The organism is Streptomyces sp. NPDC051018 (genome assembly GCF_044456085.1).
In the GTDB taxonomy this organism is placed as follows: Bacteria; Actinomycetota; Actinomycetes; order Streptomycetales; family Streptomycetaceae; genus Streptomyces.
In genome coordinates, this window is the sequence record NZ_JBITFN010000012.1 from 49,178 (window position 1) to 74,728 (window position 25,551).

25 protein-coding genes are annotated in these 25,551 nt (G+C 71.3%); 17 read left to right on the forward strand and 8 right to left on the reverse strand.

Annotated features, from left to right (window positions below; genetic code table 11):
• Window positions 1–36: 36 nt before the first annotated feature.
• The 5 genes from ACIBCM_RS21365 to ACIBCM_RS21385 all read left to right on the forward strand — a co-directional run bounded on the left by ACIBCM_RS21365 (window position 37) and on the right by ACIBCM_RS21385 (window position 5,492).
• Window positions 37–831 (forward strand): aldose 1-epimerase, encoded by a 795-nt coding sequence (locus ACIBCM_RS21365; RefSeq protein WP_399245441.1) that lies wholly within the window; start codon window positions 37–39, stop codon window positions 829–831.
• A gap of 533 nt (window positions 832–1,364) precedes the next feature.
• Window positions 1,365–1,913, forward strand: coding sequence for an orotate phosphoribosyltransferase (gene pyrE, locus ACIBCM_RS21370; protein WP_399245443.1), 549 nt, complete (start codon window positions 1,365–1,367; stop codon window positions 1,911–1,913).
• A 191-nt stretch (window positions 1,914–2,104) separates the two neighbouring features.
• Window positions 2,105–3,127: a class II fructose-bisphosphate aldolase gene (gene fbaA, locus ACIBCM_RS21375; RefSeq protein ID WP_399245444.1), complete on the forward strand. Its 1,023-nt coding sequence runs from the start codon at window positions 2,105–2,107 to the stop codon at window positions 3,125–3,127.
• A 145-nt stretch (window positions 3,128–3,272) separates the two neighbouring features.
• The gene (locus tag ACIBCM_RS21380) at window positions 3,273–3,884 is read left to right on the forward strand and encodes a Uma2 family endonuclease (protein ID WP_399245446.1); all 612 of its coding nucleotides are present in this window, start codon (window positions 3,273–3,275) and stop codon (window positions 3,882–3,884) included.
• Window positions 3,885–3,938: 54 nt separating this feature from the next.
• A complete protein-coding gene (locus ACIBCM_RS21385) occupies window positions 3,939–5,492 on the forward strand; it encodes an MFS transporter (protein WP_399245448.1) in 1,554 nt (517 codons plus the stop codon).
• A 198-nt stretch (window positions 5,493–5,690) separates the two neighbouring features.
• Here ACIBCM_RS21385 and ACIBCM_RS21390 read toward each other — a convergent pair whose 3' ends face one another.
• Entirely contained in the window at window positions 5,691–6,098 is a 408-nt protein-coding gene (locus tag ACIBCM_RS21390) for a hypothetical protein (protein WP_399245450.1), read from the reverse strand.
• A 349-nt stretch (window positions 6,099–6,447) separates the two neighbouring features.
• Between ACIBCM_RS21390 and ACIBCM_RS21395 the strand changes: the two genes are divergently transcribed.
• From ACIBCM_RS21395 to ACIBCM_RS21440, 10 genes are all read left to right on the forward strand, one after another.
• Window positions 6,448–6,861, forward strand: coding sequence for a DUF3151 domain-containing protein (locus ACIBCM_RS21395; RefSeq protein WP_399245451.1), 414 nt, complete (start codon window positions 6,448–6,450; stop codon window positions 6,859–6,861).
• A 268-nt stretch (window positions 6,862–7,129) separates the two neighbouring features.
• Complete coding sequence (gene kynA, locus ACIBCM_RS21400; protein WP_399245453.1) at window positions 7,130–7,951, forward strand: tryptophan 2,3-dioxygenase; 822 nt, start codon at window positions 7,130–7,132, stop codon at window positions 7,949–7,951.
• Window positions 7,944–9,416: a kynureninase gene (locus tag ACIBCM_RS21405; RefSeq protein WP_399245454.1), complete on the forward strand. Its 1,473-nt coding sequence runs from the start codon at window positions 7,944–7,946 to the stop codon at window positions 9,414–9,416. The genes kynA and ACIBCM_RS21405 overlap by 8 nt, the downstream gene beginning before the upstream one ends.
• Window positions 9,417–9,544: 128 nt before the next feature.
• Window positions 9,545–10,459 (forward strand): alpha/beta hydrolase, encoded by a 915-nt coding sequence (locus ACIBCM_RS21410; RefSeq protein WP_399245456.1) that lies wholly within the window; start codon window positions 9,545–9,547, stop codon window positions 10,457–10,459.
• Window positions 10,460–10,543: 84 nt separating this feature from the next.
• Complete coding sequence (locus ACIBCM_RS21415; RefSeq protein ID WP_399245457.1) at window positions 10,544–11,365, forward strand: NAD(P)H-binding protein; 822 nt, start codon at window positions 10,544–10,546, stop codon at window positions 11,363–11,365.
• A 319-nt stretch (window positions 11,366–11,684) separates the two neighbouring features.
• On the forward strand, window positions 11,685–12,992 hold the full coding sequence (locus tag ACIBCM_RS21420; RefSeq protein ID WP_399245459.1) for a sensor histidine kinase: 1,308 nt from the start codon (window positions 11,685–11,687) through the stop codon (window positions 12,990–12,992).
• Window positions 12,989–13,657 carry a response regulator gene (locus ACIBCM_RS21425; RefSeq protein WP_399245460.1) on the forward strand — a complete coding sequence of 223 codons (669 nt, stop codon included), beginning with the start codon at window positions 12,989–12,991 and terminating at the stop codon, window positions 13,655–13,657. Before ACIBCM_RS21420 ends, ACIBCM_RS21425 begins: the two co-directional genes overlap by 4 nt.
• A gap of 273 nt (window positions 13,658–13,930) precedes the next feature.
• On the forward strand, window positions 13,931–15,208 hold the full coding sequence (locus ACIBCM_RS21430) for a cytochrome P450 (RefSeq protein WP_399245462.1): 1,278 nt from the start codon (window positions 13,931–13,933) through the stop codon (window positions 15,206–15,208).
• A 577-nt stretch (window positions 15,209–15,785) separates the two neighbouring features.
• Complete coding sequence (locus ACIBCM_RS21435) at window positions 15,786–17,039, forward strand: helix-turn-helix transcriptional regulator (protein ID WP_399245740.1); 1,254 nt, start codon at window positions 15,786–15,788, stop codon at window positions 17,037–17,039.
• Between the two features lie 14 nt (window positions 17,040–17,053).
• On the forward strand, window positions 17,054–17,419 hold the full coding sequence (locus ACIBCM_RS21440) for a hypothetical protein (protein ID WP_399245464.1): 366 nt from the start codon (window positions 17,054–17,056) through the stop codon (window positions 17,417–17,419).
• A gap of 303 nt (window positions 17,420–17,722) precedes the next feature.
• Here the strand turns inward: ACIBCM_RS21440 and ACIBCM_RS21445 are convergent, their stop codons facing one another.
• The 4 genes from ACIBCM_RS21445 to ACIBCM_RS21460 all read right to left on the reverse strand — a co-directional run bounded on the left by ACIBCM_RS21445 (window position 17,723) and on the right by ACIBCM_RS21460 (window position 22,421).
• Window positions 17,723–18,247, reverse strand: a complete 525-nt coding sequence (locus tag ACIBCM_RS21445) for a hypothetical protein (RefSeq protein WP_399245466.1) — start codon at window positions 18,245–18,247, stop codon at window positions 17,723–17,725.
• Window positions 18,248–18,285: 38 nt separating this feature from the next.
• Window positions 18,286–19,389: a helix-turn-helix domain-containing protein gene (locus ACIBCM_RS21450; protein ID WP_399245468.1), complete on the reverse strand. Its 1,104-nt coding sequence runs from the start codon at window positions 19,387–19,389 to the stop codon at window positions 18,286–18,288.
• A 453-nt stretch (window positions 19,390–19,842) separates the two neighbouring features.
• Complete coding sequence (locus tag ACIBCM_RS21455) at window positions 19,843–21,465, reverse strand: ABC transporter permease (protein WP_399245470.1); 1,623 nt, start codon at window positions 21,463–21,465, stop codon at window positions 19,843–19,845.
• Entirely contained in the window at window positions 21,462–22,421 is a 960-nt protein-coding gene (locus tag ACIBCM_RS21460) for an ATP-binding cassette domain-containing protein (protein ID WP_399245472.1), read from the reverse strand. Before ACIBCM_RS21460 ends, ACIBCM_RS21455 begins: the two co-directional genes overlap by 4 nt.
• A gap of 93 nt (window positions 22,422–22,514) precedes the next feature.
• Here ACIBCM_RS21460 and ACIBCM_RS21465 point away from each other — a divergent pair, with 93 nt between their 5' ends.
• Window positions 22,515–23,042 (forward strand): GbsR/MarR family transcriptional regulator, encoded by a 528-nt coding sequence (locus ACIBCM_RS21465; RefSeq protein WP_399245474.1) that lies wholly within the window; start codon window positions 22,515–22,517, stop codon window positions 23,040–23,042.
• 163 nt (window positions 23,043–23,205) lie between these two features.
• On the opposite strand, the gene thyX is transcribed toward ACIBCM_RS21465, so the two are convergent.
• From thyX to ACIBCM_RS21480, 3 genes are all read right to left on the reverse strand, one after another.
• On the reverse strand, window positions 23,206–23,982 hold the full coding sequence (gene thyX / locus ACIBCM_RS21470) for an FAD-dependent thymidylate synthase (protein WP_399245476.1): 777 nt from the start codon (window positions 23,980–23,982) through the stop codon (window positions 23,206–23,208).
• A gap of 105 nt (window positions 23,983–24,087) precedes the next feature.
• The gene (locus ACIBCM_RS21475) at window positions 24,088–24,279 is read right to left on the reverse strand and encodes a hypothetical protein (protein WP_399245478.1); all 192 of its coding nucleotides are present in this window, start codon (window positions 24,277–24,279) and stop codon (window positions 24,088–24,090) included.
• A complete protein-coding gene (locus ACIBCM_RS21480; RefSeq protein ID WP_399245480.1) occupies window positions 24,276–24,626 on the reverse strand; it encodes a PPOX class F420-dependent oxidoreductase in 351 nt (116 codons plus the stop codon). The genes ACIBCM_RS21475 and ACIBCM_RS21480 overlap by 4 nt, the downstream gene beginning before the upstream one ends.
• 213 nt (window positions 24,627–24,839) lie before the next feature.
• Here ACIBCM_RS21480 and ACIBCM_RS21485 point away from each other — a divergent pair, with 213 nt between their 5' ends.
• Window positions 24,840–25,388: a TetR/AcrR family transcriptional regulator gene (locus tag ACIBCM_RS21485; RefSeq protein WP_399245482.1), complete on the forward strand. Its 549-nt coding sequence runs from the start codon at window positions 24,840–24,842 to the stop codon at window positions 25,386–25,388.
• Window positions 25,389–25,551: the final 163 nt, after the last annotated feature.

Consider the following 25,551-nt stretch of genomic DNA (forward strand, 5'->3'; position numbering starts at 1 on the left):
GCGGCCGGATGTGTGCGCGGCCAGTACTGTCGGGGTGTGAGCAGCAGCGAAGAGAGCGTCCGGCTGGCGGCCGGAGACGTCGAGTTGACCGTGGATCCGCAGGGCGGCTGCCGGGCGGCGAGCCTGACGATCGGCGGCGTCGAGCTGCTGCGCCAGGGCGGGCGATATGGATCGTTCCCGATGGTCCCCTGGTGCGGCCGGGTGGAGAACGGCGTCTTCCGCAATGGCGCCGATGTCCATCAACTCCCGGTCAACTCCCCGCCGCACGCCATCCACGGCACGGTCCGCGACATCCCCTGGCGCACCAACCGCGCGGGCAAGGACGAGGCGGTCTTCACCTGTGAGCTGGGCGAGCCCTGGCCGTACCCCGGTCGTGTCACCCAGATGTTCCAGCTCTCGGACGACTCGCTGACCCTGACGACGGCCGTCGAGGCGTATGAGAACTCCTTCCCGGCGCAGGCGGGCTGGCACCCCTGGTTCCGGCGCAACCTCGGGCACGCGGACGCGCGGCTCGTCTTCGACCCGGCGTGGCAGGAGGAGCGCGGAGGGGACCATCTGCCGACCGGCCGCCGTATCGATCCGAAGCCCGGCCCCTGGGACGACTGCTTCGGTATGCCCGACGGTGTCTCGGTCACGCTCAGCTGGCCCGAGCAGCTGGAGCTGACCGTCACCAGCCGGGCCGAGTGGGTCGTGATCTACGACGAGCAGGCCGACTGGATCTGTGTGGAGCCGCAGTCCGGCCCGCCGAACGGCCTCAACACCCTGCCGAGACTGGTGACCCCCATCGACCCGCTGGAGATCTCCACCACCTGGAGCTGGCGCCCGCTCTGACCGGCCCCGGCGCGCACGCGGCACCGGCTCCGAGCCGAGGCCGGTCCGCGCGCCGACTCGCACCGGGTCGGGGCCGTACTTGGCCAGGTCCGGCCGGTCGGGGCACGCCTCCGAGCCGAGGACGGTCCGCGCGCCGACTCGCACCGGGTCGGGGCCGTGCTCGGCCAGGTCCGGCCGGTCGGGGCCGGCCGGTCAGGGCCGGCCGGTCGCGGCGTACCCGTCCGGGCCGTACCCGGCAGTGGGCAGTACGCCGGACCCGTCCCGAACCGGGCTCGGCCCCGGGGCCCCACGCCCGCTCCCCGACTCTGCTTCTGCCCCGGGCCCGGCCGCCGTGCCCGGATCCGGCCCGTACCCGGATCCGCCCCGGCCCTCGTGGCCGAGCCCGGATCCGGGCCGGGCCGGTGGCGGTGCCGCCCAGGGTGGCCCGGGCCTGCGGCCCCGGGGCCGGTCTCGTACGGACGCGCCCGCCCCCGGGTCCGCATCAGATGCGGGGCGGCCCGGCGCGGGCCGGGGCAGGTCCTAAGCTCGGGGGCATGACTGACGCTCGCGCTGACCTGCTCCAGCAGATCAAGGACAAGGCCGTGGTCCACGGCAAGGTGACCCTCTCCTCCGGCCTGGAGGCCGACTACTACGTGGACCTCCGGCGGATCACGCTGGACGGCAGTGCCGCTCCGCTCGTCGGCGAGGTGATGTCGGAGCTGACCGCCGATCTCGACTACGACTGTGTCGGCGGTCTGACCCTCGGCGCGGACCCGGTGGCGACGGCGATCCTGCACGCGTCCGCCGCGCGCGGACGCCGGGTGGACGCCTTTGTCGTACGTAAGGCGGCCAAGGCCCATGGCATGCAGCGCCGGGTCGAGGGCCCCGACATCAAGGGCCGCCGCTGCCTCGTCGTCGAGGACACCTCCACGACCGGCGGCTCCCCGCTGACCGCCGTCGAGGCGGTGCGGGAGGCCGGCGGCGAGGTGGTCGCGGTGGCGACGATCGTGGACCGGGCGACGGGCGCGGGCGACAAGATCAGCGGGACGGCCGGGGTGCCGTATCTGTACGCGTACGCGCTGGAAGAACTGGCTCTCGGCTGATCCCGGCTCCGTTTCACGTGAAACGGCCGCCCGGGGGGCGGTGCACCCTCGATCGGGGGTCCCTGCGTATGCCCGCAGACCGGGCAGGGTAGTCCCGTCGGGAGTCTGGAAAGATAGGGCCCGACGATGACGTCGCCCCAAGGTCAGGGCCAGTTCATATCGCCAAACCGCACATCACAAGGAGCGGACAGATGCCCATCGCAACCCCCGAGGTCTACAACGAGATGCTCGACCGGGCGAAGGCAGGCAAGTTCGCCTACCCGGCCATCAATGTGACCTCCTCCCAGACGCTTCACGCCGCACTGCGCGGCTTCGCGGAGGCCGAGAGCGACGGCATCATCCAGATCTCCACCGGTGGTGCGGAGTTCCTGGGCGGCCAGCACAACAAGGACATGGTCACGGGCGCGGTCGCCCTCGCCGAGTTCGCGCATATCGTCGCCGCCAAGTACGACATCACGGTGGCGCTGCACACCGACCACTGCCCCAAGGACAAGCTGGACGGCTATGTCCGTCCGCTGCTCGCGATCTCCGCCGAGCGCGTGGCAGCCGGGAAGAACCCGCTGTTCCAGTCTCATATGTGGGACGGCTCCGCCGAGAACCTCGCCGACAACCTGGCCATCGGCCAGGAGCTGCTGGCGCAGGCCGTCGCCGCCAAGATCATCCTTGAGGTCGAGATCACCCCGACCGGCGGGGAGGAGGACGGCGTCTCCCACGAGATCAACGACGAGCTGTACACCACCGTCGACGACGCCCTCCGCACCGCCGAGGCGCTGGGTCTCGGTGACAAGGGCCGTTATCTGCTGGCCGCGTCCTTCGGCAATGTCCACGGTGTCTACAAGCCGGGCAATGTCGTCCTCCGCCCGGAACTGCTCAAGGACCTCCAGCAGGGCGTCGGCGAGAAGTACGGCAAGGAGTCCCCGTTCGACTTCGTCTTCCACGGCGGTTCCGGCTCCACGGCCGAGGAGATCGCCACCGCGCTGGAGAACGGCGTGGTGAAGATGAACCTCGACACGGACACGCAGTACGCCTTCACGCGTCCCGTCGCCGCGCATATGTTCAAGAACTACGACGGCGTCCTGAAGGTCGACGGCGAGGTCGGCAACAAGAAGACCTACGACCCGCGCACCTGGGGCAAGCTCGCCGAGGCCAGCATGGCCGAGCGCGTAGCGGAGGCCTGCGCGGCCCTGCGCTCCACGGGCACCAGGCTGAAGTAGCAGCTCTTTCCCTCAGGTGAAGGCCTGGCTTTCCGTCAATGGAACGCCGGGCCTTCACCCGTATGAGTGGTCGATGGGATGCGCGACGCGCAGGGGTTCGTCGGCCTACGATGATGCTCTCGACATCAGCCATCAGGAGGTTCACATGTCTGCCGCAGCAGTCGAGCGCCCCTGTGACGGCGAGCCGGTACTGACCCTGCTTGAGGAAGCCGATCGCCTCGCGGAGCAGCTTCCCGGCCACCGCGTCGAGATCATCGGAGGCATCCTCACCGTGACCCCACCCGCGGACTTCCGTCATGCCCACGTCTTGACGGATCTGATGGTTGCCTTCATCTCCGCCGGTCTGCACGGCAAGGAGTCGACCGTCGTCCAGGCTGTCGGTGTCTGGTTGCCGGGCAGTCCGTTCGACTACGCCATCCCCGACCTTGCCGTGGTGGACGCCGACTACGCCGAGCACATCGCCGAGCACAACTGTGCCGACCCGGCGATCGTCCGTCTGGTCGCGGAAGTGACGTCCAGCAACTACAACAACGACCTGCGGCACAAGGTCAACGCCTACGCGGAAGCCAAGATCCCCGTCTATCTGATCGTCAACCGCAAGCACAACCGGGTCCATGTCCTCACCGACCCCGTCGGCGACGAGTACGGAAGCCACCAGGTGTACGCGCCCGGTCAGCGGATCTCCCTTCCCGCCTCGATCGGCCACGAGGGGACGCCCGAGATCACCCTCGATGTCGCTGAGCTGCTCAAGGCGTGAGGTTCCGGCGCTCGCGGGGTCGCCCGGCGGGCGTGCCGCTGGGATGATCCGGATATGGACTCCGCCCCGGGGAACATCCGGATCTCCTCCGCCACCGGTCGCTGGGTGATCCTGACGACCGTCCTCGGCTCCAGCATGGCCCTGCTGGACTCGACCGTCGTCAATGTCGCCCTGCCGCACATCGGGGAGGACCTCAACACCGATCTCGCGACCCTCCAGTGGACCGTCAACGCCTATATGCTCACGCTGGCCGGGCTGATCCTGCTCGGCGGGGCGCTCGGCGACCGCTACGGGCGGCGGAAGATCTTCATCCTCGGGGTGATCTGGTTCGCCCTCGGCTCGCTGCTCTGCGGACTCGCCCAGGACGGACTGTCGCTGATCATCGCGCGTGCTCTCCAGGGCATCGGGGGCGCGCTGCTCACCCCGGGCTCCCTGGCCATCATCCAGGCCAGTTTCCATCCCGACGACCGGGCCCGCGCGGTCGGTCTGTGGTCCGGGCTGGGCGGGGTCGGGGCCGCGATCGGGCCGTTCGTCGGCGGCTGGCTCGTCGACGGGCCGGGCTGGCGCTGGGTGTTCCTGATCAATGTCCCGCTCGCCGCGCTCTGCGTCCCGGTCGCCCTGCGCCATGTGCCCGAGTCCCGGAACCCCGCCGGCCGTACCGGGCGCTTCGACATCCTCGGTGCCGTGCTCGGCGCGAGCGCGCTGACCCTGGTGACGTACGCGCTCATCGCCGCCCACTGGTGGGCGGGGATCGCGGGGGTGCTGGTCGGGGTGGCGTTCGTCCTCCTGGAACACCGGCGGACCGATCCCATGCTGCCGCTGTCGGTCTTCAGGTCCCGGCTGTTCACCGTGGTCAATGTGGTCACGCTCTGTGTGTACGCGGCCTTCGGCGGTTTCTTCTTCCTGGTCGCGCTCCAGCTCCAGGTCGTCTCCGGCTACTCCGCGCTCGAGGCGGGCCTGGCGCTGCTGCCGACCACCGCGCTGATGCTTCTGTTCTCCGCGCGCTCCGGTGAGCTGGGCCAGCGCATCGGGCCGCGCATCCCGCTGACCGTGGGCCCGCTGCTGTGCGCCGCCGGGATGATGCTGATGCTGCGGGTCGGGCAGCACACCTCGTACCTCCTCGATGTGCTGCCCGCGCTGCTGGTCATGGGGCTGGGCATGGTGACCCTGGTTGCCCCGCTCACCGCGACCGTGCTGGCGTCCGTCGAGACCGCCCGCGCCGGTATCGCCAGCGGTATCAACAACGCGGCCGCCCGCGCGGCCGGGCTGCTCGCCGTGGCCGCCCTGCCGCTGCTCGCGGGGATGGGCCCGGAGGCGTACCGCTCGGCCACCGAGTTCGGGGACACGTTCCGGCGGGCGATGCCGATGTGCGCGGGAATCCTCGTGGTGGGGGCGATCGTGGCGGCGGTGTGGGTACGCAGGCCCGCCGTGGACGAGGAGCCGGCGGCGCAGCCCGAGTGCAGGATCAACTGCGGAGTGGGCGCGCCGCCGCTGGAGCCGGGCCGGGCCGGACGGCACCCGGAAGCCCCGTCGAAGGCCCCGTCGGCGGGACCGGGGGTGGGTCCGGGGGCGGACCCCGGGGGCGGTTCCTCCGTACGGGACGAGTAGCCCGGGGAGCCGGGCGGACGGGTGGGGCGGGCCGTGGCGCCAGGGGCGGGCACCCGGCGGACGGGAGCGGCACGGAAGCCACCGGCCCCGGCCTCGGCCCCGCGCCGCCCGCTGCATCCAGACCCGTGCCCCAGACCCGTGCCCCAGACCTGCGCCCGGCTTCGTCCCCCGCTCACCGGCTCCGTACGGGCCCGGGAGTCAACGGCAGATGTTCTCGGGCCCCTTCACGCCCGGCCGGACATGGAACTCCACCCGGTGCCCGGCCTGGTCCGTGAAGACCGCCTCCGTGGGGGAGAGCACCGTCATGGTGCCCTTCTGGTGGGGGTTGTCCCAGCCTTCGGGCGGGTTCCCGGAACCGTCGGAGAGCGGTGTCCTCGCCACGAAGTACGTCGAACCGATCTGCGCTCCCTCGATACCGCAGTGGGTGTAGAGCTCGAAGGGGATCTCCCGGGCGGCCGGTGCCGCCGGACCGTCCTTTGTCCCGCCACCTCCGCCGGGCGCGGCGGCCGTTCGCGTGGAGGTATCCGGCGAGGGCTCGCCGCAGCCCGTCAGTACCGCTGTGGCCAGCGCCAGAGCGAGAAGTATCCGTGCACCCTTGTCCGTCATGGCCCTTGGACGCCGGAGCCCGGCCAACCGTTCAGTAGCAGTCGGGAGCCTGCGGACAGTGGGAATTCCCGGGAGTCTCCGGCGGTACACGGCGCCCGGTTGCGTACGGCCCCGGCGGCGCTCGGGCGGGGAGTTCCGTGAGGCCCCGCGGTACTCGGGGGCGCTCCCTTCCGCAGAGCCCGGGCGTTACTCGGCGGCGCCCCCTCCCGTACGGCTCCGGCCGCTCCGCACGGCTTCGGTGGCGGCTGGGTACGGCTCCGGCGGCGGCTCGGCCGGGGGACCCCGGGCCGATGGCTCCGGTGCGGATCCGCATGGCCGCGGTCCGGGCGGGTGAGGGAGACTGGAACCCATGGGCATCCATGAAAATCTCCTCGGGGGACCGCCCCCGACGCACCTTCCCGACGACCCCGAGCCGCGTGAGCTGCTGGCCTCCGGGGGCGACCCCGCCGATGTGGCCGCGAAGTATCCGACGTCCTCGCTCGCCTGGGCACGGCTCGCGGACGACGCGTTCGAGAACGGACGGGTCGTGGAGTCGTACGCGTACGCCCGGACCGGCTACCACCGGGGGCTGGACGCGCTGCGGCGGAGCGGCTGGAAGGGACACGGTCCCGTCCCCTGGGAGCACGAGCCCAACCGGGGGTTCCTGCGGGCGCTGCACGCGCTGGCGCGGGCCGCTCAGTCGATCGGTGAGCAGGAGGAGTACGAGCGCTGCTCGACCTTCCTGCGGGACTCGTCGCCGACCGCCGCGGACACCCTGGGCTGAAGCCCTCGCGGACACCCTGGGCCGACGGCCCCGCGCACGCCCTGGGCTTGACGGCCCGGGGCACCGTGAGCCGGCCGCCCAGGGCCCCGGGAGGCTCTTATGCCGGCCGGGTCCGCCACCCGGTCGAAACAACAGAAAAAGGTCCGCGCCCCTCGGAAACAGAGCCTGGAGAGGGCGCGGGCCTTGAGTTAAGGTGCGCGTGGGGACCGGGGCTCCCTAACCAGCAGGAAGGGGCGGACCGCTACCCGGAGACGTCGAGGAGACAGCGATGTCACATGACGCTGCCCCGCATCTGGATTTCGCGGGAACCACGCCGTACGAGGACTATGTCCAGGCGGATGTCCTGACCCACCTCCAGCACCCCCTCTCGGACGATCCGGGAGAGATGGTCTTCCTGGTCACCACCCAGGTCATGGAGTTGTGGTTCACCGTCGTCGTCCATGAGTGGGAGACCGCGACCCGCGCCCTGCGCGAGGACCGCGTACCCGTGGCGATAGACGCGCTCAAGCGGTCCGTACGGGAACTGGAGGCACTCAACGCGTCCTGGAAGCCGCTCGGACAGCTGACGCCCGCGCAGTTCAACGCGTACCGCAGCGCCCTGGGTGAGGGGTCCGGGTTCCAGTCGGCGATGTACCGGCGCATGGAGTTCCTGCTCGGCGAGAAGTCCGCGTCCATGCTGGTCCCGCACCGGGGTGCCCCGAGGGTGCACACCGAACTGGAGAAGGCGCTGCACGAGCCGAGTCTCTACGACGAGGTGCTGAGGCTGCTCGCCCGGCGCGGCAAGGCCGTGCCCGAGGCCGTGCTGGAACGCGATCTCTCCCAGCGGTACGAGCCGGACGACGCCGTGGAGGCGGTCTGGGCCGAGGTGTACGCCGACCCCGACCAGCACACCGAACTGGTCCGGCTCGGCGAGGCGTTGACCGATGTCGGCGAGCTGGTGTGGCGCTGGCGGAACGACCATCTCGTGGCGACCCGGCGGGCCATGGGCTCCAAGGCCGGTACGGGCGGCTCGGCGGGGGTGGCCTGGCTGGAGAAGCGGGCGCGCAAGAACGTGTTCCCTGAGCTGTGGACGGCGCGCAGCCATGTCTGAGCCCGAGCAGCGGAACGAGCGGCGCAACGAGCGGCGCAACGAGCGGCGGCAGCCCGGCCGGCAGCCGCGCCAGGAGCACCAAGCGGACCGGCAGCCGCAACCGCAGCCGCGACCGCAGCCGGAGCCGGGGCACCGGCCGGACGGGTCCCGGCAGTCTCAGCAGGAGCGCCGGGAGCGCCAGGCAGACAGGCCACAGGACCAGGAACTCCGCCCGCAGGACGACCGGCAGCCGCGGTCGCGGAGGAAGCCGCTGGACCGGGCGAGATCCCTGAGGGAGCGGGCCTCGGTACTCGACGCCGCCGATGAGCTGGCGCCCGCGCGCAAGCTCTTCAGCCTCGACGAGGGCGTCTATCTGGACGGCAACTCCCTGGGCGCGCTGCCCGCGCATGTCCCCGCGCGGATCGCCGATGTGGTCGCCCGGCAGTGGGGTGGGCTGCGTATCCGCTCCTGGGACGAGAGCGGCTGGTGGACCGCGCCCGAGCGGATCGGCGACCGGATCGCCCCCCTCGTGGGTGCCGGGCCGGGGCAGATCGTGGTGGGCGACTCCACCAGCGTCAATGTCTTCAAGGCCGTGGTGGGGGCCGTACGGCTCGCGGAACCCGGCCGTACGGACGTGATCGTGGACGCGGCCACCTTTCCCAGCGACGGCTATATCGCCGAGTCCGCCGCGCGGATGACCGGGCTGCGGATCGTCCCGGTGGAGCCCGCCGGGGTCCCCTCCGCCCTGGGACCGGGCACCGCGGCCGTGCTGCTCAACCATGTCGACTACCGCAGCGGCCGGCTCCACGATCTGCCGGGGCTGACGGCCGCGATCCACGGCGCGGGCGCGATCGCCGTCTGGGACCTCTGCCACAGCGCGGGCGCGCTGCCGGTCGGCCTGGACGCGCACGGGGTGGACCTCGCGGTGGGCTGCACCTACAAGTATCTGAACGGAGGCCCCGGTTCACCGGCGTATCTGTATGTCGCCCGCCGCCATCAGGCCGCCTTCGACTCCCCGCTGCCCGGCTGGACCTCCCACCGGGACCCGTTCGCGATGACCCCCGGCTTCACACCCGCGGACGGGGCGACGCGCGGTCGGGTCGGGACGCCCGACATCCTCTCGATGCTGGCGCTGGATGCGGCGCTGGACGTCTGGGACGGGATCGCGATGGAGTCCGTACGGAGGAAGAGCCTGGCCCTGACCGACTTCTTCCTGGAGTGCGTGGAGGCGTACACGGGCGGGCCGGGGAACCGGCTCCGCCCGCTGACACCGGTCGCGCACCACGAGCGCGGCAGCCAGATCGCGCTGCGGTGCGCCGAGGCCCCCGCCGTGATGGAACGGCTCGTCGCACGGGGAGTCGTCGGGGACCTTCGGAGGCCGGACGTGCTGCGTTTCGGTTTCACACCCCTGTACACGGGGTTCGGCGACACGGAGCGGGCGGCGGCCGAACTGGCCCGGGTGCTCGACGAGGTTCCGGCGGCTTGATCCGACCGGCGGCCCGGCCGGCGGGGGACTGGTACCGTCCCCGCTGGTCAGGTCATTTGCGCGGGCCCTGCCACCGGTTGCCGAGGCCCGCCGTCGACTCCGCGACTCCTCCGGAAGGCTGGAACCGTATGCCCGACCCCGTGGCCCGAGACGCCGCCGAGACCGAGTCGGCGTTCTCCCATCCCGCCGTTGAACCGGACGCGTCCCTTCCGTACGGCGACCATCCCGACCAGGTCGTCGACTTCTACGCGCCCCGCGACGGACGGGCGGACGCGCCGCTCGTCGTGCTGCTGCACGGCGGGGCGTGGCGGGCGCCGTACGACCGCTCGCACGTGACTCCGTTCGCCGGCTTCCTGGCCCGCCAGGGGCTCGCCGTCGCCAATGTCGAGTACCGGCGCGGGCCGGGGATTCCCCAGCAGCGCGGGAAGGACGGGAAGGACGGGAAAGACACAGAAGAAGGGGGCACCTCCGCGGAGCCGGTCGCGGGACGGTGGCCGGACACGTTCGACGATGTGGCCGCCGCCCTCGACGCCCTGCCGGGGCTCGCCCGCCGGGCACTGTCCGGAAGCGACGGCAGGCGTACGGTGCTGACCGGGCACTCCGCGGGCGGGCAGCTCGCCCTGTGGGCCGCCGCCCGGCACGTACTGCCGGGGGGGTCGCCATGGCGGCTGCCCGCCCCGCCCCGGCTGCGGGGCGTGGTCGCTCTCGCGCCGATCGCGGACTTCACCCGGGCCGTCGAGCTGGATGTGTGCGGTGGGGCGGTACGCCAGCTACTGGGCGGCGACGAGGAGTTCGAGGAGCGCCGGGCGCACACCGACCCCGCGGCCCTGCTGCCGACCGGGATCGCCACGGCCCTCGTCCAGGGGCGGGCCGACATCACCGTTCCGTACACCCTCGCCGAGTCGTACGCCGAGGCGGCGGCGAAGGCGGGGGAGCCCGTGGGCCTCACGCTCCTGGAGGACGTCGGGCACTTCCCGCTGATCGATCCGGCGGCGGACGCGTGCGCGGTGGTCGCGGAGGAGATCGCGCAGCTGGCCTGGTGAAACGGAGCAGTTGAGCCCGGTGAATTCCCTGCTCCCGGGCCATTGAGGACCGTAACTGTCCGCAAGCCTTCCTATGGTCGTTCCATGACGAATCTCGTAACCGGGGCAACCGGAACCGTAGGCCGCCAGATCGTCCGGGAGCTGCTCGACCGGGGGCACGCCGTGCGCGCGCTGACCCGGGACCCCGCGACGGCCGACTTCCCGGAGGGCGTCGAGGTCGTACGGGGCGACCTCACCGACGCCGAGTCCCTGGCCGCGGCCCTGGCGGGTGTGACCGGGCTCCATCTGATCACCTTCGGCGGCCCCTACTTCACCCCGCTGGCGACGGGCCCCCGCATTCTGGAGCTGGCTCAGAAGGCCGGGGTCCGGCGGATCACCGTGCTGCACGGCGGCGGGCCGACCCCGCTGGAGGACGCGGTCCGGGCCGGTGACATCCCGTGGACCGTGATCATGCCCGTCGAGTTCATGTCCAACGCGCTGGAGTGGGCGGAGGCGATCAGCGAGCGCGACGAGGTGCGGGAGCCCTTCGTGGACCGGCTCAGCGCAATGGTCCACGAGGCGGACATCGGCGCGGTGGCGGCGGTCGCGCTGACGGAGGAGGGGCACGGCGGGCAGGAGTACGTGGTCACCGGCCCGGAGGTCCTCACCGTCAAGGACAAGACGGAGGCGATCGCGGCGGCACGGGGGCGGGAGATCCGGCTCGTCGAACTGACCGAGGAGGAGGCCGTGGCGCAGTGGCACGCGGCGGGGCAGCCGGATGACGTGATCGAGTTCCTGCTGCTGGTGTACCGGGACACCCCCGAGGTGGGGCGGACGGTCGCGGACACGGTGGAGCAGGTGACGGGCCGCGCGCCGAGGCCGTTCGCGCAGTGGGCGCGGGAGAGGGCGGGGGAGTTCCGGGGGTAGGGGCGGTCGGCCGGGGTGCGGGGCGCGGGGGTCGGGGCACGGGGGTACGACCGGGATGCGCGTCGCGGGGGGACGCGCATCCCGGGCCGAGCCCGGTCCTCTCCGGGCGGAGACGGCCGCGTACTCCGGTCCTCTCCGGGCGGAGACACACGTGCGCCCCGGGCGTCCGCCTCCGGTCGGGCCGGAGGCGGAAGGCGGGAACTCTCCCGGCCGGAGACGGACGGGCGGGCGGGAACCCTCCGTAGTCCTCGGGACGGACGGCCGAGGATCCCCAGTCAGCCGGACGACCCCGCCCGCCGCGCCGCTTACCGTGCTGTATGTGAACGAGACGATCCGCAGCCCCGAGTACCGTCTGGCCGTCGGAGCCCTCCGGGGCCTGCGGCAGGACCTCTTCCACGACGCGTTCGCCTACCGTCCGCTGCCGCCGATGCGGCTGGACGGGCCGCTCCTGCGGCATCTGCCACGACGCGTGCACCGATTCGCGCGGTGGACTCCGCACGCCCTGATCCTGGGTATCGCGGGGATCACACTGCTCTACAGCGGTGTTGCGTACGACTCCCGGTTCACGACCGTGCCGCTCGTGGTGGGCCCACCGTTCATCATGGCGATGGCGCTGGTCAGACCGCTCGGCGCGTTCTGGATATCGCTGCTGTCCGCGCCGTTCCTGTCGGCGCTGGACGACACGGGGCTGTGGCCGTGGTCGGGCGGTGCGTTCGTCGCGCACCTCTTGGTGATGACCGTGCTGGCACTGCGGACCGGGCCTCGCACCGCGGTCTGGATGTGGGTGCTGACGGCGGTCAGCGGCACGCTCGCCGACCTCGCGGTCGATCGGTACTACGCGCAGGACACGCCGCACATGCTCATCATCTCGGCGCTGCTCCTGCTGATGGCGACCGTCCGCAATGTGCGGCGGACCGCCCAGGAGGAAGTCGCCGAGCAGCAGAGCGTCACGGCCGTCGAACGCGACAAGCGGACCCTGCTCGAAGAGCGCACGACCATCGCCCGCGAACTGCACGACGTGGTCGCGCACCATATGTCGGTGGTGGCGATCCAGGCGGAGGCCGCCCCCTACCGGGTCGAGAACCCGCCGCCCGAGCTGGAGCAGGCGTTCGTGACGATCCGCGAGAACGCGGTCGCCGCGTTGAACGAGCTGCGCCGGATCCTCGGAGTCGTCCGCGCGGAGGACTACGAGGCCCCCGACGCGCCCCAGCCGGTCCTCGCCGACCTGGACCGTCTCCTCGCCAACGTCGGTGACGCGGGCCTGGAGGCGGAGAAGACGGTCACCGGGGCAGTACGGGCCCTGCCGCCGGGCGTCGAGCTGTCCTCGTACAGGATCATCCAGGAGGCCCTGAGCAACGCGCTGCGGCACGCCCCCGGCTCGACGGCCAGGGTGGAGATCGCGTATGTGCTCGGCGGGCTGGGCCTGCGGATCGTGAACACCCCGGCCCGGGGGCCGGTCCAGCCGTCGCCGGGCGCCGGGCACGGGATCACGGGCATGCGGGAGAGGGTGGCGATGCTGAACGGTGAGATGACCGCCGAGGCGACGGAGGACGGCGGCTACGAGGTGACCGCCTACATCCCCGCCCCGCCGGGCGAACCGGCCGTCGCCGCGGGGGAGACGTCATGACCGGGCAGCCGATCCGGGTGCTGATCGTCGACGACCAGATGATGGTCCGCGAAGGGTTCTCCGTCCTCCTCAACGCCATGCCCGGGATCGAGGTCGTCGGCGAGGCGGTCAACGGCCGGGAGGCGGTCGCCAAGGTCGCCGAGCTGATGCCGGACGTGGTGCTGATGGACATCCGGATGCCCGAGCTGAACGGCATCGAGGCCACCCGTGAGATCGTCGCCGCGTACGCCGACTCCAAGGTGCTGGTGCTGACGACCTTCGACCTCGACGAGTACGTGTATCAGGCGCTGCGCGCGGGCGCGTCCGGGTTTCTGCTCAAGGACGCCTCCGCGCGGCAGCTCGCCGACGGGGTGCGGGTCGTCGCCGCGGGGGAGGCGCTGCTCGCGCCGACGGTGACCCGGCGGCTGATCACGGAGTTCTCGAAGCTCAGCCAGGCCCCGAGGGCGCCCGCGCTGGCGCAGATCGGGGAACTCACCGAGCGCGAGACTGAGGTGCTGGCGCTGATCGCCCAGGGGCTGTCGAACGCGGAGATCGCCACGCATCTGATGGTCGCCGAGTCCACGATCAAGACGCATGTGAGCCGTGTGCTGGTGAAGCTGGGTCTGCGGGACCGGACGCAGGCGGCGGTGTTCGCGTACGAGGCGAGACTGGTCACGCCGTCCTGAGGGACGGGACGAGTCGTCCCGGCCCGAGGAGGTACGGCGGTACGGGGCGCCCTGACTCGGGGTACGGGCCCGGTCGTTCCGCGTACGGGGCCCGGTCGTTCCGTCTTGGGCACGGGCGAACCGTCGTCCTGGCCCGGGGCACGGGCCCGGTCGTTCCGGCCCATGGCATATGCAACCGGCCGGCCTGGCCCGAAATCCGCGCCGTCGGCCGCCAACCTGTGAGTCCGTCCCCCGGACTGGCCGCCGTCGGGCCGGCAACGTTAGCGTCCGCGTATGAACACACTCTTCGAACCGTGGTCACCCGACTTCGTCGCCAATCCGTATCCCGCGTACCAGGGGCTGCGGGCCGGTGGGCGGGTGCACTGGTTCGAACCCACCCGGCAGTGGCTCGTACCGCACCACGCGGATGTGTCGGCACTGCTGCGGGACCGGCGCCTCGGGCGTACGTATCTGCACCGCTTCACCCACGAGGAGTTCGGGCGTACGCCTCCGCCGCCCGAGCACGAACCGTTCCACACCCTGAACGACAACGGCCTCCTCGATCTGGAGGCCCCCGACCACACCCGGATCCGGCGGCTCGTCACCAAGGCGTTCACACCCCGGACGGTGGCCGCGCTGGAGCCGACCGTGCGACGGCTGGCCGCCGGGCTGGTCGCGGATCTGAAGCGGGAGGGCGGCGGGGATCTGCTCGCCGATGTCGCCGAGCCGCTGCCGGTGGCCGTGATCGCGGAGATGCTGGGCATCCCGGAGTCGGACCGGTATCTGCTGCGGCCCTGGTCGGCCGACATCTGCGGAATGTACGAGCTGAATCCCTCCGAGGAGACGGCGGGCAAGGCGGTCACGGCGTCACTGGAGTTCTCCGCGTATCTGCGGGAACTGATCGCCGAGCGGCGCCGGAGGCCGGGCGACGACCTGATCTCGGCGCTGATCGCCGTGTACGAAGAGGGTGAGGAGAGTGAGGAGAGCGGGGACGGGGGTCTTGAAGGGTCCGGGGGGACGGGTGCCGGCGGGAGTTCCGCGGTCCGGCTCAGCGAGCAGGAGATGATCTCCACCTGTGTGCTGCTGCTGAACGCGGGCCACGAGGCGACCGTGAACACCACCGCCAACGGCTGGTGGACCCTCTTCCGGCACCCCGGACAGCTCGCGGCGCTGCGGGCCGACCACTCCCTGCTGCCCACGGCGGTGGAGGAGCTGATGCGGTACGACACCCCGCTCCAGCTGTTCGAGCGCTGGGTGCTCGACGACATCGAGATCGACGGCACCCGCATCCCGCGGGGCTCCGAACTCGCCCTCCTCTTCGGCTCGGCCAACCGCGACCCCCAGCGCTTCGACCGTCCCGAGGAACTCGACCTCTCCCGTAAGGACAACCCGCACGTCACCTTCGGCGCGGGCATCCACTTCTGTCTGGGCGCCCCGCTGGCCCGTGTCGAACTCACCACCGTCTTCGGCGAACTCCTCCGGGAGGCGCCGACCCTGCGGATGGTGGGTGAGCCGGAGTGGAAGCCGGGCTATGTGATCCGGGGCGTGCACGAACTGCGGGTGGAGCTGTAGGACTCGGCTCCTCCGCCGGAGTGGGGGCTCACGGTACCGGCCGGTGACCGGCGAGTTCGCCCGGGAGAGGACCGGGTACGAGCGCCGTCGCGTGCCGGGGACAGGCGTACTGAACGACTCCGCAGCCGCTGGGCCGCTGGACATGCACTAGGCCGGCCCCGGCTCGATCACTGTCGGATCCAGGGCGGGGGCGGACGCGGTCGAGGAGTCAGCGCAACGAGGGCACTCGCAGGGCGGATAACGACCCGGGTCCGAGGGGATGACGTATCGGTCACCTGACTGAACGCGGGTCGTCTGTGACCATGAGCGACCGGAGTCGCGGGATACGCGAAGCGTCATGAGAACGCGGGACTCGGGCTCCCCGGCCAGTGCCTGAGCGAGCCGCTCCTGTTCGTGACCCTCAGCGCCATTCTGCGTTGCCATATCCGTACCCTTCCGCAGGGCTGTTCCTGCCTGGTTCGCGACAACTCTCAGGAAAGCGGCAGAAGTCGGCGGACTCCACGGCATACATGCCGCATTCTTGGATCAGATCCGTGCACGGGTGCCGAACGGCTCGAAGGCGTGGGAAGAGGTCGTCATGGGACTGGCCGAACGGCGTAAGACCCTGGGTTACAGTCAGGAGAAACTGGCCGGGTTACTCGGCGTGGACCGCACGACGGTCGGGCGCTGGGAGAGCGGCAGGATCGAACCGCAGCCACCCCAGCGGCGAGGCTTGGCAATCGCTCTGGAAGTCAGCCTTCAAGATCTTGAACTCCTCCTGACAGAGCCACGGTCCGCAGGCCGGGAGGCCACAGGGCAGCAGTCCAGTGACTACCTGAGCGTGGGAGACCCCGACGAGATGATCCGCCGCGAATTCCTCCGTGTCCTCACCGTCAGCGGGGCTCTGACCTCCCTGCCGCTCGATGAGGCTGAAGCACTTGCGGACGGAGTGCTCAGAGGTGCGCCCGCCGACTTCGAGCGGATGAACAGCCACCTGTGGCAGGTCTACCAACTGGCGCGCTCGAAGGGCTCGGTCTATGCCGTGATCCGGGACCAGCTGGCCACGCTGAACGAGGCACTGGCAACCAGCCGGGGAAACTCGCGTCAGATGTTGATGGCGGCTGCCGATCTCTTCCAACTGGCCGGCGAGGTCGCCTTCGACAGAAACCGGTACGCGGACGCCGCAGCGTCGTACTCGCTCGCCGCCTCAGTCAGCAAAGACGCAGGAGCGTACGACTTGTGGGCCTGCGCCCTCGTGCGCCATGCCTATCTGGACGTGTCCGAGCAACGCTATCGACAGGCGGCCCAGGTGCTGGGTGCGGCCGAGCGGCTGGCTGGGCGAGGGGACAAGGAACTCACGACTCGGCACTGGGTCGCTTCGGTCCAGGCAGAGGCATACGCCGGGCTAGGTGACCTGGTGGCATGCGAACGCGCGCTGGACCAGGCCGAGAAGGTCAGGGGCCTCACCGCACACAGCGCCAACGGCGGATGGCTGCGGTTCGACGGCACCCGGCTGGCGGAAGAGCGGGGAGCACGCTACGTCCGGCTCGGCCGTCTCGACCTGGCGGAGACGACACTGAAGCAGGCACTGGACCAGAAAGCCCTCGCGGCTGGGCAGTCGTACCGGCGCAGGAGCGCGGTGCTCACCGACCTTGCGGCCATCGGGGCGAAGAGGCGTGATCCCGAACAGGTGGTCACGTATGGGCGAGAGGCCATCCGCCTGGCCCAAGCCTCATCATCCGGATACGTCGCCCGTAGACTCCACAGTCTGCGCGATGAGTTCGGTCCCCTGGCCCGGGACCACCGTGTGGCGGAGCTGGGGGCGGAGATCTCCATGTTGAGGACGCCGTGACAAGAAGGGTTGGCATGTCGCAGACCGAAGGCGCACGACTGTTCCGGGAAGCGTGGATCGCGGGTGTGCATCAGCACTTTCCCGGTGAGCCGAAGGCCGGTTATGTGACTCCGTGGGATGGCACTCCGCAGTGGGAGCGGGAGGCGGCGGGCTCCGTCTACGATCAGGTCCGGCAGTTCATCGAGATCAGCGGTGGTCATACGTCGAGGCTGTCCCGCGAGCAGAAGGGCCGGTTCGTCGCGATCTGCTGGACGGCCCAGATGTTCCGGCACTTCGAGGACCCGAAGCCGGGTTACGTCGCGGACTGGGCCGATCTGCCGTCCTGGCAGCAGCAGACGGACGCGGACATCTTCGAGGCCATCGAGAAGACGCTGGGCTGACCGCCGCGAGGCGGGCTCGGGCCCGGTAGACGCGGCTGGTGAACTGGACGTCGTCCAGGACGATTCGGCAGTCCGCCGCGAACAACTCGGCCGTGTGGTCGGCCGGTGCCGGACGTTCGGCCGATGAACCGGGCACAGCCCACCGCAGGCGGTCAGGACAGACGATCAGGCGGCTGACGACCCCCTTCCCCGCTGAATTGAACGCTCGCTCCAGTCCATTGCGTAGTCACGCCCGGGGCGTTCGCCCGCGTATCTGCATGTCGACGACCCGGGCCGTTCCGGCTCCGAGGTTCCCATGGGCCATCAGAGCAGGCCGTGCTGCTTGGACCAGTCGATGAACTGGCCCTGAGCACATGGATACCGGGCGCCGGTACCGATCATCGCGTCCACGAGGGCCGTCGCCGCGTAGGGGGTGGTACGGCCCTCGCTGACGGACTCGGCTATGACACGTAACGAGCCCCAGACCTCAAGACCCGCCCCGCGGCCGATGCGCCGTGCGTCGCCGTCGTCGACCACCGCGGTGGCTCGGTGCACCTCGGCCCGGGCGAGCACGGTGGCCTCGCCGTGGTTGGACTTCGCTCCTGAGACCAGATGCATCCAGTTCACCAAGGCTTCGATCTCGTTGATGTCGTCGACATGGACGATCTCCAGCCACTCCGAACCGGCCAGCGGCAGCTGGAAGTGGCTGATCTCGCTGATGACGGCCTGAGTGGTGACGTTCCGGCGTGCACCTCCCCACCGGTTCCGGGCTATGTCGCCCAGAACGTCGATCTTTCCCGCCTTGATCGCGTGCAGAAGCGGGGAGGTGTCCCAGACGAGGGTCGCCACTGAAGAGCGCGACGGGGGAGACGGGGGAGTCGCCGAGGTCACGGCAGGCTGTCCTTGAGGTTTCGGCTGGGAAGCTCGTTCTCCGTCACGGCTCCGTAGAGGAGTTCCACCGCCCTGGGCGCGGTGACGGCGCCTTGCGACCATGCCGAGAGAGCTGCCTGGCGCCATTGCACACCGGTCGCCCCGATCTCCAGGTCGGGGGTCGGCTGGCTGCCGTGCGCTGCCAGGAAGTCCCCGCGTACGGGGGTGTCCGCCTTCTGCCGTCTGGCTTCCGCCGGTTCGATCAGGCCAAGGTGGCGGGCCCTGTTGACGACCGCGCTCCAGGACATCCGGTAGGAGGCCGAAACGTCGATCATGATGGCCCGGGGTGTCCTGCCGTCGCTTTCGTTCGCACGCCAGAGCTGGCGCATATCGGTCGAGGGCAGCAGGAACTCTTCGGCGAACCGGTCGATGAACTGCTCGCGTTCGTCGCGGGACGTCGCGACCCCGGCATCGGTGTGGTACTCGTCCTGCATCAGGTGATGCCCCAGCTCATGTGCGGCCGTCCAGCGGCGCCTGCCCGGCTGCGCCCTGCCGCTGATCACGGCCACTCCGAAACCCTGGAGCAGGAGTGACGCGCCTTCGGCGGCTTCGTCGACCGCGGTCAGATAGAGCCCCAGCCGCTCCAGGACGTCCGCCAGCGGGCCCAGCGGCCCTGACGGGTGCCCCACGGCCCTTCGGGCGGCGGTCGCGAGAGCGAGGGGTTCGACGGTGGTCGTGGACCGCGGGCCGGGCTCGGGCCGGGGCGGGGAGAGGAAACCGTGGTCCACCAGCCACTGTGCGTGGCGCGCGTGCTCTTCGAGGCGTGCGTCGAGACGGTACCGGGCGCGCGATGCCTCGTCGGCGGTCTCCTCCAGCGCGCTGCGGCGTGACACGAGCGCTTCCGGTGGCCGCGAGACCAGATGCGCCAGTGGTACGCCGAGGACCTCGGCCAGACGGAAGAGCTCCAGGGCCGTGATGCGCCGGTCTCCGGCCTCGATGCGTACCAGCGCGGTACGGTCCAGCTCCAGCCGGGCGGCGAGCTCACCCTGGCTCAGGCCCGTGGCGAGGCGCGCCTCGGCGATTCGCTCGCCGACTTCGGCCCAGCTCCGCGCACCATCCATGTGTGTGATTTTTGCACACCTTCGGACGGGGAGACACCGGCGGCCGTGTCCGGGCCGTCGATTCCGGCCACGGTGCCGTCTGACGGCTGCGGCTCCGGACTGTCCCCGTGACGAGGCGCGAGCCGGTGCGGGTCCCCCGGTCCTCTGTGTCCCGGGGCCCACAGGAGGGAGGCCGTACCCGCCCGGGCCCGGTCCCCGCCGTGTTCGACCCGGCGTCGTGACCCCGTCGGCTGCCGGAAGGGGTGCCTCGCAGACCGTCCCGCCGCCCATGAGACCGCGGCCCGGCGCCGGCCGGCGGTTCTCCGGGGCAGCCGACCACAGAGCCGGGTCACGGAAGCCGGGCCGCGGGAGCCGGGTCACGGGACCTGGACGCACAGGAACAGTCAGCGGTCCCGGGGCGGGGGCATGGGCCGCGCGACCCGGGCCGCGAGAGGGCGATCGCGAGCGGCCCCGTCAGCTGTGCAGGTCCCGGCGGCGCAGGGCCGTCAGGCCCACGGCCACCAGGGCCGCCGCCGAGGCCGTCAGGATCAGGGCCGGGGGCCAGGACATCGCGGCGCCCGGCATCTTCGGGAGATGGCTGAACGGAGAGAGGTTCAGTACGCCCTCGGGGAGGTCGAGCGCCGGGCCGATCCAGCCGATGGCCAGACTGAGGCCGACCACACCCCAGGCCGCCGCCGCGAGCTTCGGGAGGAGGCCGTACAGCAGGAACGCCAGGGCGGCCAGCAGCCAGACGGCCGGGAGCAGGACCAGGGCCGCGCCCAGGAGGGTGCCGGTGTCCCGGCCGTGGCCGATGGCGAGGCCGGCGCCCGCGGCGGTCATGATCACGGCCGCGCCGCCGAACGCGATGGCCAGATGGCCCGCCGCCCAGCCCCCGCGGCTGACCGCGTTCGCGAGGAGCGGCTCGGCGCGCTGGGAGGTCTCCTCGCCGTGCAGGCGCAGTACGGAGGAGACCGCGTACAGCCCGGCGACCAGGCCGCACAGGCCGATGATCGCGGCGAGGAACGCGTCGGTCAGGCCGGACTGGCCGCCCATGCGCTCGAAGATCTCCCTCGCGCCCTCGTTCTCGCCGACGATGTCGGCCGCGCCTTCGGCCATCCCGCCGAAGACGACTCCGGCGACGAAGAACCCGGCGGTCCAGCCCATGAGCGCGCCGCGCTGGAGGCGCAGGGCGAGCCCGGAGGCCGTGGTGATCTTTCCCTCGGGCGGTCCCGGCCGGGTCGGCAGGAAGCTCATGCCGACGTCGCGGCGTCCGGCCAGGACGTACGCCACCGAGCCCTGGACGAGGACGGCGGCGCCGAGCATCAGCAGGACCCACCAGCGTTCCCCGGCGTACGGGCGCACGTTCTCGGCCCAGCCGAGCGGGGAGAGCCAGGTCCACACGGAGCCGCCGTCCGTGGCGGAGGCGTCACCGGCGGCCCGCAGGGCGAAGGCCGTGCCCAGGGTCGCCGCCGTGAGGCCGCGGGCGAGCCGGGCGCTCTCGGTGAGCTGGGCCATGATCCCCGCCATGCCCGCGAAGAGCATGCCGATCCCGGCGATCGCGAGGCCCAGCGCGAACGCGCCGGTGGCGGAGCCGGTCGGGCCGCTCAGACCGAGGGTGACGATCAGGGCGAGGCCCGCGTTGGCGATGAGGGCCGTGAGCATCGCGGCGGTCAGCGGGGCACGCCGCCCCAGCGCCGCGGACGACAGCATCTCCTGGCGCCCGGTCTCCTCCTCCTCGCGGGTGTGCCGGATGACGATCAGCAGGCTCATCACAGCGGCCAGCACCGCGATGAACCCGCCGAAGCGCCAGGCGACGAGTCCGCCGAGGGAGTCGCTGAAGACGGGCCCGTACATCGCGCGCAGCGAACCGTTGGTGGCCATCGACTCGGCGAGTTCGGCGCGCTTGGCGGCGGTGTCGTACAGCCCCTCGATCGAGCTCGCGCCGCTGACGGTGACCGCCCCGAGCACGATCACCCACGCGGGGAGCATCAGCCGGTCCTGGCGCAGGGCGAGGCGCAGGAGGGTGCCCGTGCCGGCGAAGGGCTGCGTGGAACCCGTACGCGCCGGGACCCGGGAGGCTTCGGCCACGGCGGTCATCGGGCCACCGCCCCGTCCGGGGAGGCCCCGGCCCCGTCCGCGGAGGCGCCGTCCCCGGCGCCGTCCCCGTCCCCGGGCGCGTAGTGGCGCAGGAACAGCTCCTCCAGCGTGGGCGGGGTGCTGGTCAGCGACCGTACGCCCGTCTCGGTGAGGGCGCGGAGCACCGCGTCCAGCTTGTCGGTGTCGACCTGGAGCCTGACCCGGGTGCCCTGGATGTCGAGATCGTGGACGCCGGGGAGGTGGGAGAGCCCGTTCGGCGGTCCGGCGAGTTCGGCGCTGACGCTCGTACGGGTCAGATGGCGCAGATCCGCGAGTGAGCCGGTCTCCACGGTCCGGCCCTTGCGGATGATGCTGACCCGGTCGCAGAGCGTCTCGACCTCGCTGAGGATGTGCGAGGACAGCAGCACCGTACGGCCGCGGTCGCGCTCCTCCGTCACACACCGCTGGAAGACCTCCTCCATCAGCGGGTCGAGTCCGGAGGTGGGCTCGTCGAGGATCAGGACGTCCACGTCCGAAGCGAACGCGGCGACGAGGGCCACTTTCTGGCGGTTGCCCTTGGAGTAGGTGCGGCCCTTCTTGGTCGGGTCGAGTTCGAAGCGCTCGATCAGGTCCGCCCGGCGCGTTCGGTCCAGCCGGCCGCCCCGGAGCCGTCCGTAGAGGTCGATGACCTCGCCGCCGGAGAGATTGCGCCACAGGGTCACATCACCGGGCACGTAGGCGATACGGCGGTGCAGTTCGACGGCGTCGTGCCAGGGGTCCCGGCCGAGGAGCTGGGCCGCGCCGGAGTCGGCGCGCAGCAGTCCGAGCAGGACCCGGATGGTCGTGGACTTCCCGGAGCCGTTGGGGCCGAGGAAGCCGTGGACCTCACCGGCCTCGACCGCGAGGTCGAGGCCGTCCAGTGCGTGGGTCCGTCCGAAGGACTTGTGGAGTCCGGAGACGGTCATGGCCTTCGTCATGGTTCAGAAAGTACGTTGGTTTCAGAAAATTGTGAAGTTAAGGAAGCGTATAAAGTCGAAACGAGTACATGATCAGGGGAGAGGATCGAAAGCATGACTGAGCAGCCCTCGCCCGAGTCGGTGTCGCCCGGGTCAACGACACGCGGGCGCGACGAGGCGGTGGTCTCCGCCTTCGTGGAGCGCTTCGCCGCGCAGTTGGTGGAGGCGGGCATGGCCCGGATGCCGGCGCGGGTCTTCGCGGCGACCCTCGCCTCCGACACCGGGGTGATGACGGCGGCGGAGCTGGGTCAGCAGCTGAAGGTCAGCCCGGCGGCGGTCTCCGGCGCGGTGCGTTATCTCGCGCAGGTCCATATGGTCTCGCGCGAGCGGGAGCCGGGCTCACGGCGGGAGCGCTACCGCGTCCACGCCGACCAGTGGTACGAGGCACTCACCAGCCGCGACCAGATCATGCGGCGCTGGGAGGACACGCTGCGGGACGGCGTCGAGAGTCTCGGCCAGGAGTCCCCGGCGGGGGAGCGGCTGACCGAGACGATGGAGTTCTTCGCCTTTGTGAAGCGGGAGCTGCCGCTGATGATGGAGCGCTGGCGGGCTCACCGGGAGAAGCTGTTCGGGCCGGAGTGAGGGCGCGGCGGTACTCAAGGCGCCGGCGGGTGAGCGGACCCGCGCCTGAGGGGTGAGGGTACGGGGGTACGGGGTCGCCGCAGCCGGGTCGGCCGGGCGCGAGGGCGCGGGGCCGGGTCCCGAGGGGCCGGGGGCGCGGTCCGCCGCACCGGACCCGTACGGCTCAGACCTTGCGCCAGCCGGGTACCCAGGCGCCGTCCTCGACCTCGTAGTCCCCGAACAGCGCCGGGGCCTCCTTGGTCATCAGCTCCCCGACCCTGCCGAAGAGCAGCCGGATCTCCTCCTCCGCGCCCGGGGCCGTACGGTTCTCGATGACGTGCCGCAGGGTCCGGACGTTGGCGGTCCATACCAGGCCGGTCGCGACGCCCTCGGGGGCGAACCGGCGCATGAAGGAGGTCTTGGCCTTCTTCTCGCCGAAGCGCGTGTCCTCCTCGTCCAGACCGAAGCGCTCGGCCATCCAGAGCTGGAAGGCCTCCATCTGCTCCAGCAGGGCGGTGGCGCGCTCCATCAGCTCGCCGTCCCGCTCGGCCCACTCCGGGAACCAGAACGGCAGATCGTCGAGCCGGACGAACCGCAGTGACTCCTGCGACACGGCGGTTCCCGCGCGGTGCCGGACGAGTTCATGGGTGGCGACCCGGCTGACGTCGTGCAGGACGAAGGTGAAGTTCACATGCTCCAGGACCGAACCGTGCGCGCCGGCCAGGATGTTGCGCAGATACGTGTCCTGGTTCGCGCGGATCCGCTTCACGTTCGGGTTCAGCCCCGGCTCCCAGGATCGGTAGCAGATACGGCCGGCGAACTCGGCGAGGTTCTGCGCGTCGTCCAGCTCCCCGCGGTCCACCCGCTCCAGCCAGCTCTCCCCGCCGACCTCCGCGAGATAGCCCGCGACCTCGTCGTAGTCCAGCTCGGGCCGGGCGATGATGCGGACCTGGGGTTCCACGCGACGCAAGATTTCCTCCGCCAACGGCTCGGTGAATCGGGCGCCCCGAGTCTGCCACGGCACCCGCGGGCGGCCCTGGAGCGGCCACGGGAGCCCGGGGGCTGCTCAGCGAGCGGCCAGCAGCCGCTCGGCGATGCCGTCAGTGCCGCCGGTGATGACACAGGTCCTGGGTGCGGTGTCGTTGGTCCTGGGTGCGGTGCCGCCGGTCCTGGTCGCGGTGCCGGTGGCCCTGGCTGTGGTGTCGCCGGTCCCGGCTGTGGTGTCGCCGGGCTTCGCCGCGGTGCCGGTCCGGTTCACAGGAACCTCGCCGCGATCTTCTCGGGGGTGAGGCGGACGGTGACCAGTTCCGGGAGGACGGCCGCCGACTCGGGGTGGTGCTCGGCGTACGGCAGGCCCGTGTACTTGACGGACAGCTCGTCCATACGGTCCCGGCTGCCCGCGCTCTCGAAGCGCCCGGCGCCGCTGATCACCGCGTACGCGTAGGGCTCGTCCGGTGGACTGACCGCCATGCTCAGCCGGGGGTCGCGGTGCAGATGGCGCACCTTGAGCTTGTCGATCCCGGTCACGAAGAACACGTCGTCGCCGTCCCGTCCGACCCAGACCACCGACTGGTGCGGGCTGCCGTCGGGCCGGAGGGTCGCCACGGTGACGAAACCCTGGAATCGAGGACGGTCCTCAACTTCTCGGACAACTGAACCGGGCTCACACGCGACTCCTGGAGAGGTGGGGCACGGCGCGAAGGGGTACGCGACCGGCGAACAACTGACACAATGATGTGACAGTTATTCGGGGAGTCGCAAGTGAGATGTGGCACTTATTGGAGGATCGGCCGCACTCGTGCGTATGCTCCCGTCACGATGAGAGCTGACGCGGCACGGAATCTGGACGCGGTCCTGTCGACCGGCGCACGCCTGCTGGCGCGCGATCCCGGTACGAGCATCGCGGCGATCGCGGCGGCGGCGGGTGTCGACCGGCGCACGGTCTACCGCCGCTTCGAGACCCGCGAGGCGCTGATGGCCGCGGTCCATGCGGCGAAGCTCGACGCCTGCGAGAGCGTCCTCGCGCAGGCGCGGCTGGACGAGGCGCCGGTGGTGGTGGCGCTGCACCGGTACGCGGAGGGCATCATCACCGTCAGCCGGCGCTGGCCGGTGGATCTCCAGCAGGCACGGGACGAAGCCGTGGCCGCCCGTCTTCGCGGGCTGGTGGGGCAACTCGACGCCTTTGTGGTCCGGGCGGTACGCGAGGGAGTCATCCGGCCCGGCCTTCCGGACCGCTGGGCCCGCTCCCTGCTCGTCCACCTCACCAACATCGCCTCGCACGAGATGCCGGAGCTGACCCCGGCGCAGGGCGCTGACATGGTGGCCCGGTCCCTGTTCACCGGGCTCGGCCCGACCGGGCCCACGTAGAGCGGGGGCTCGCGTAGAGCGGGGCGCAGGGGCGGACGCGCGTGGACCGGACCCACGTAGAGCGGGGCGGGGCGCAGGACCGGACCCGCGCAGGGCCGGACGCGCGTGGACCGGACCCACGTAGAGCGGGGCGGGGCGCAGGACCGGACCCGCGCAGGGCCGG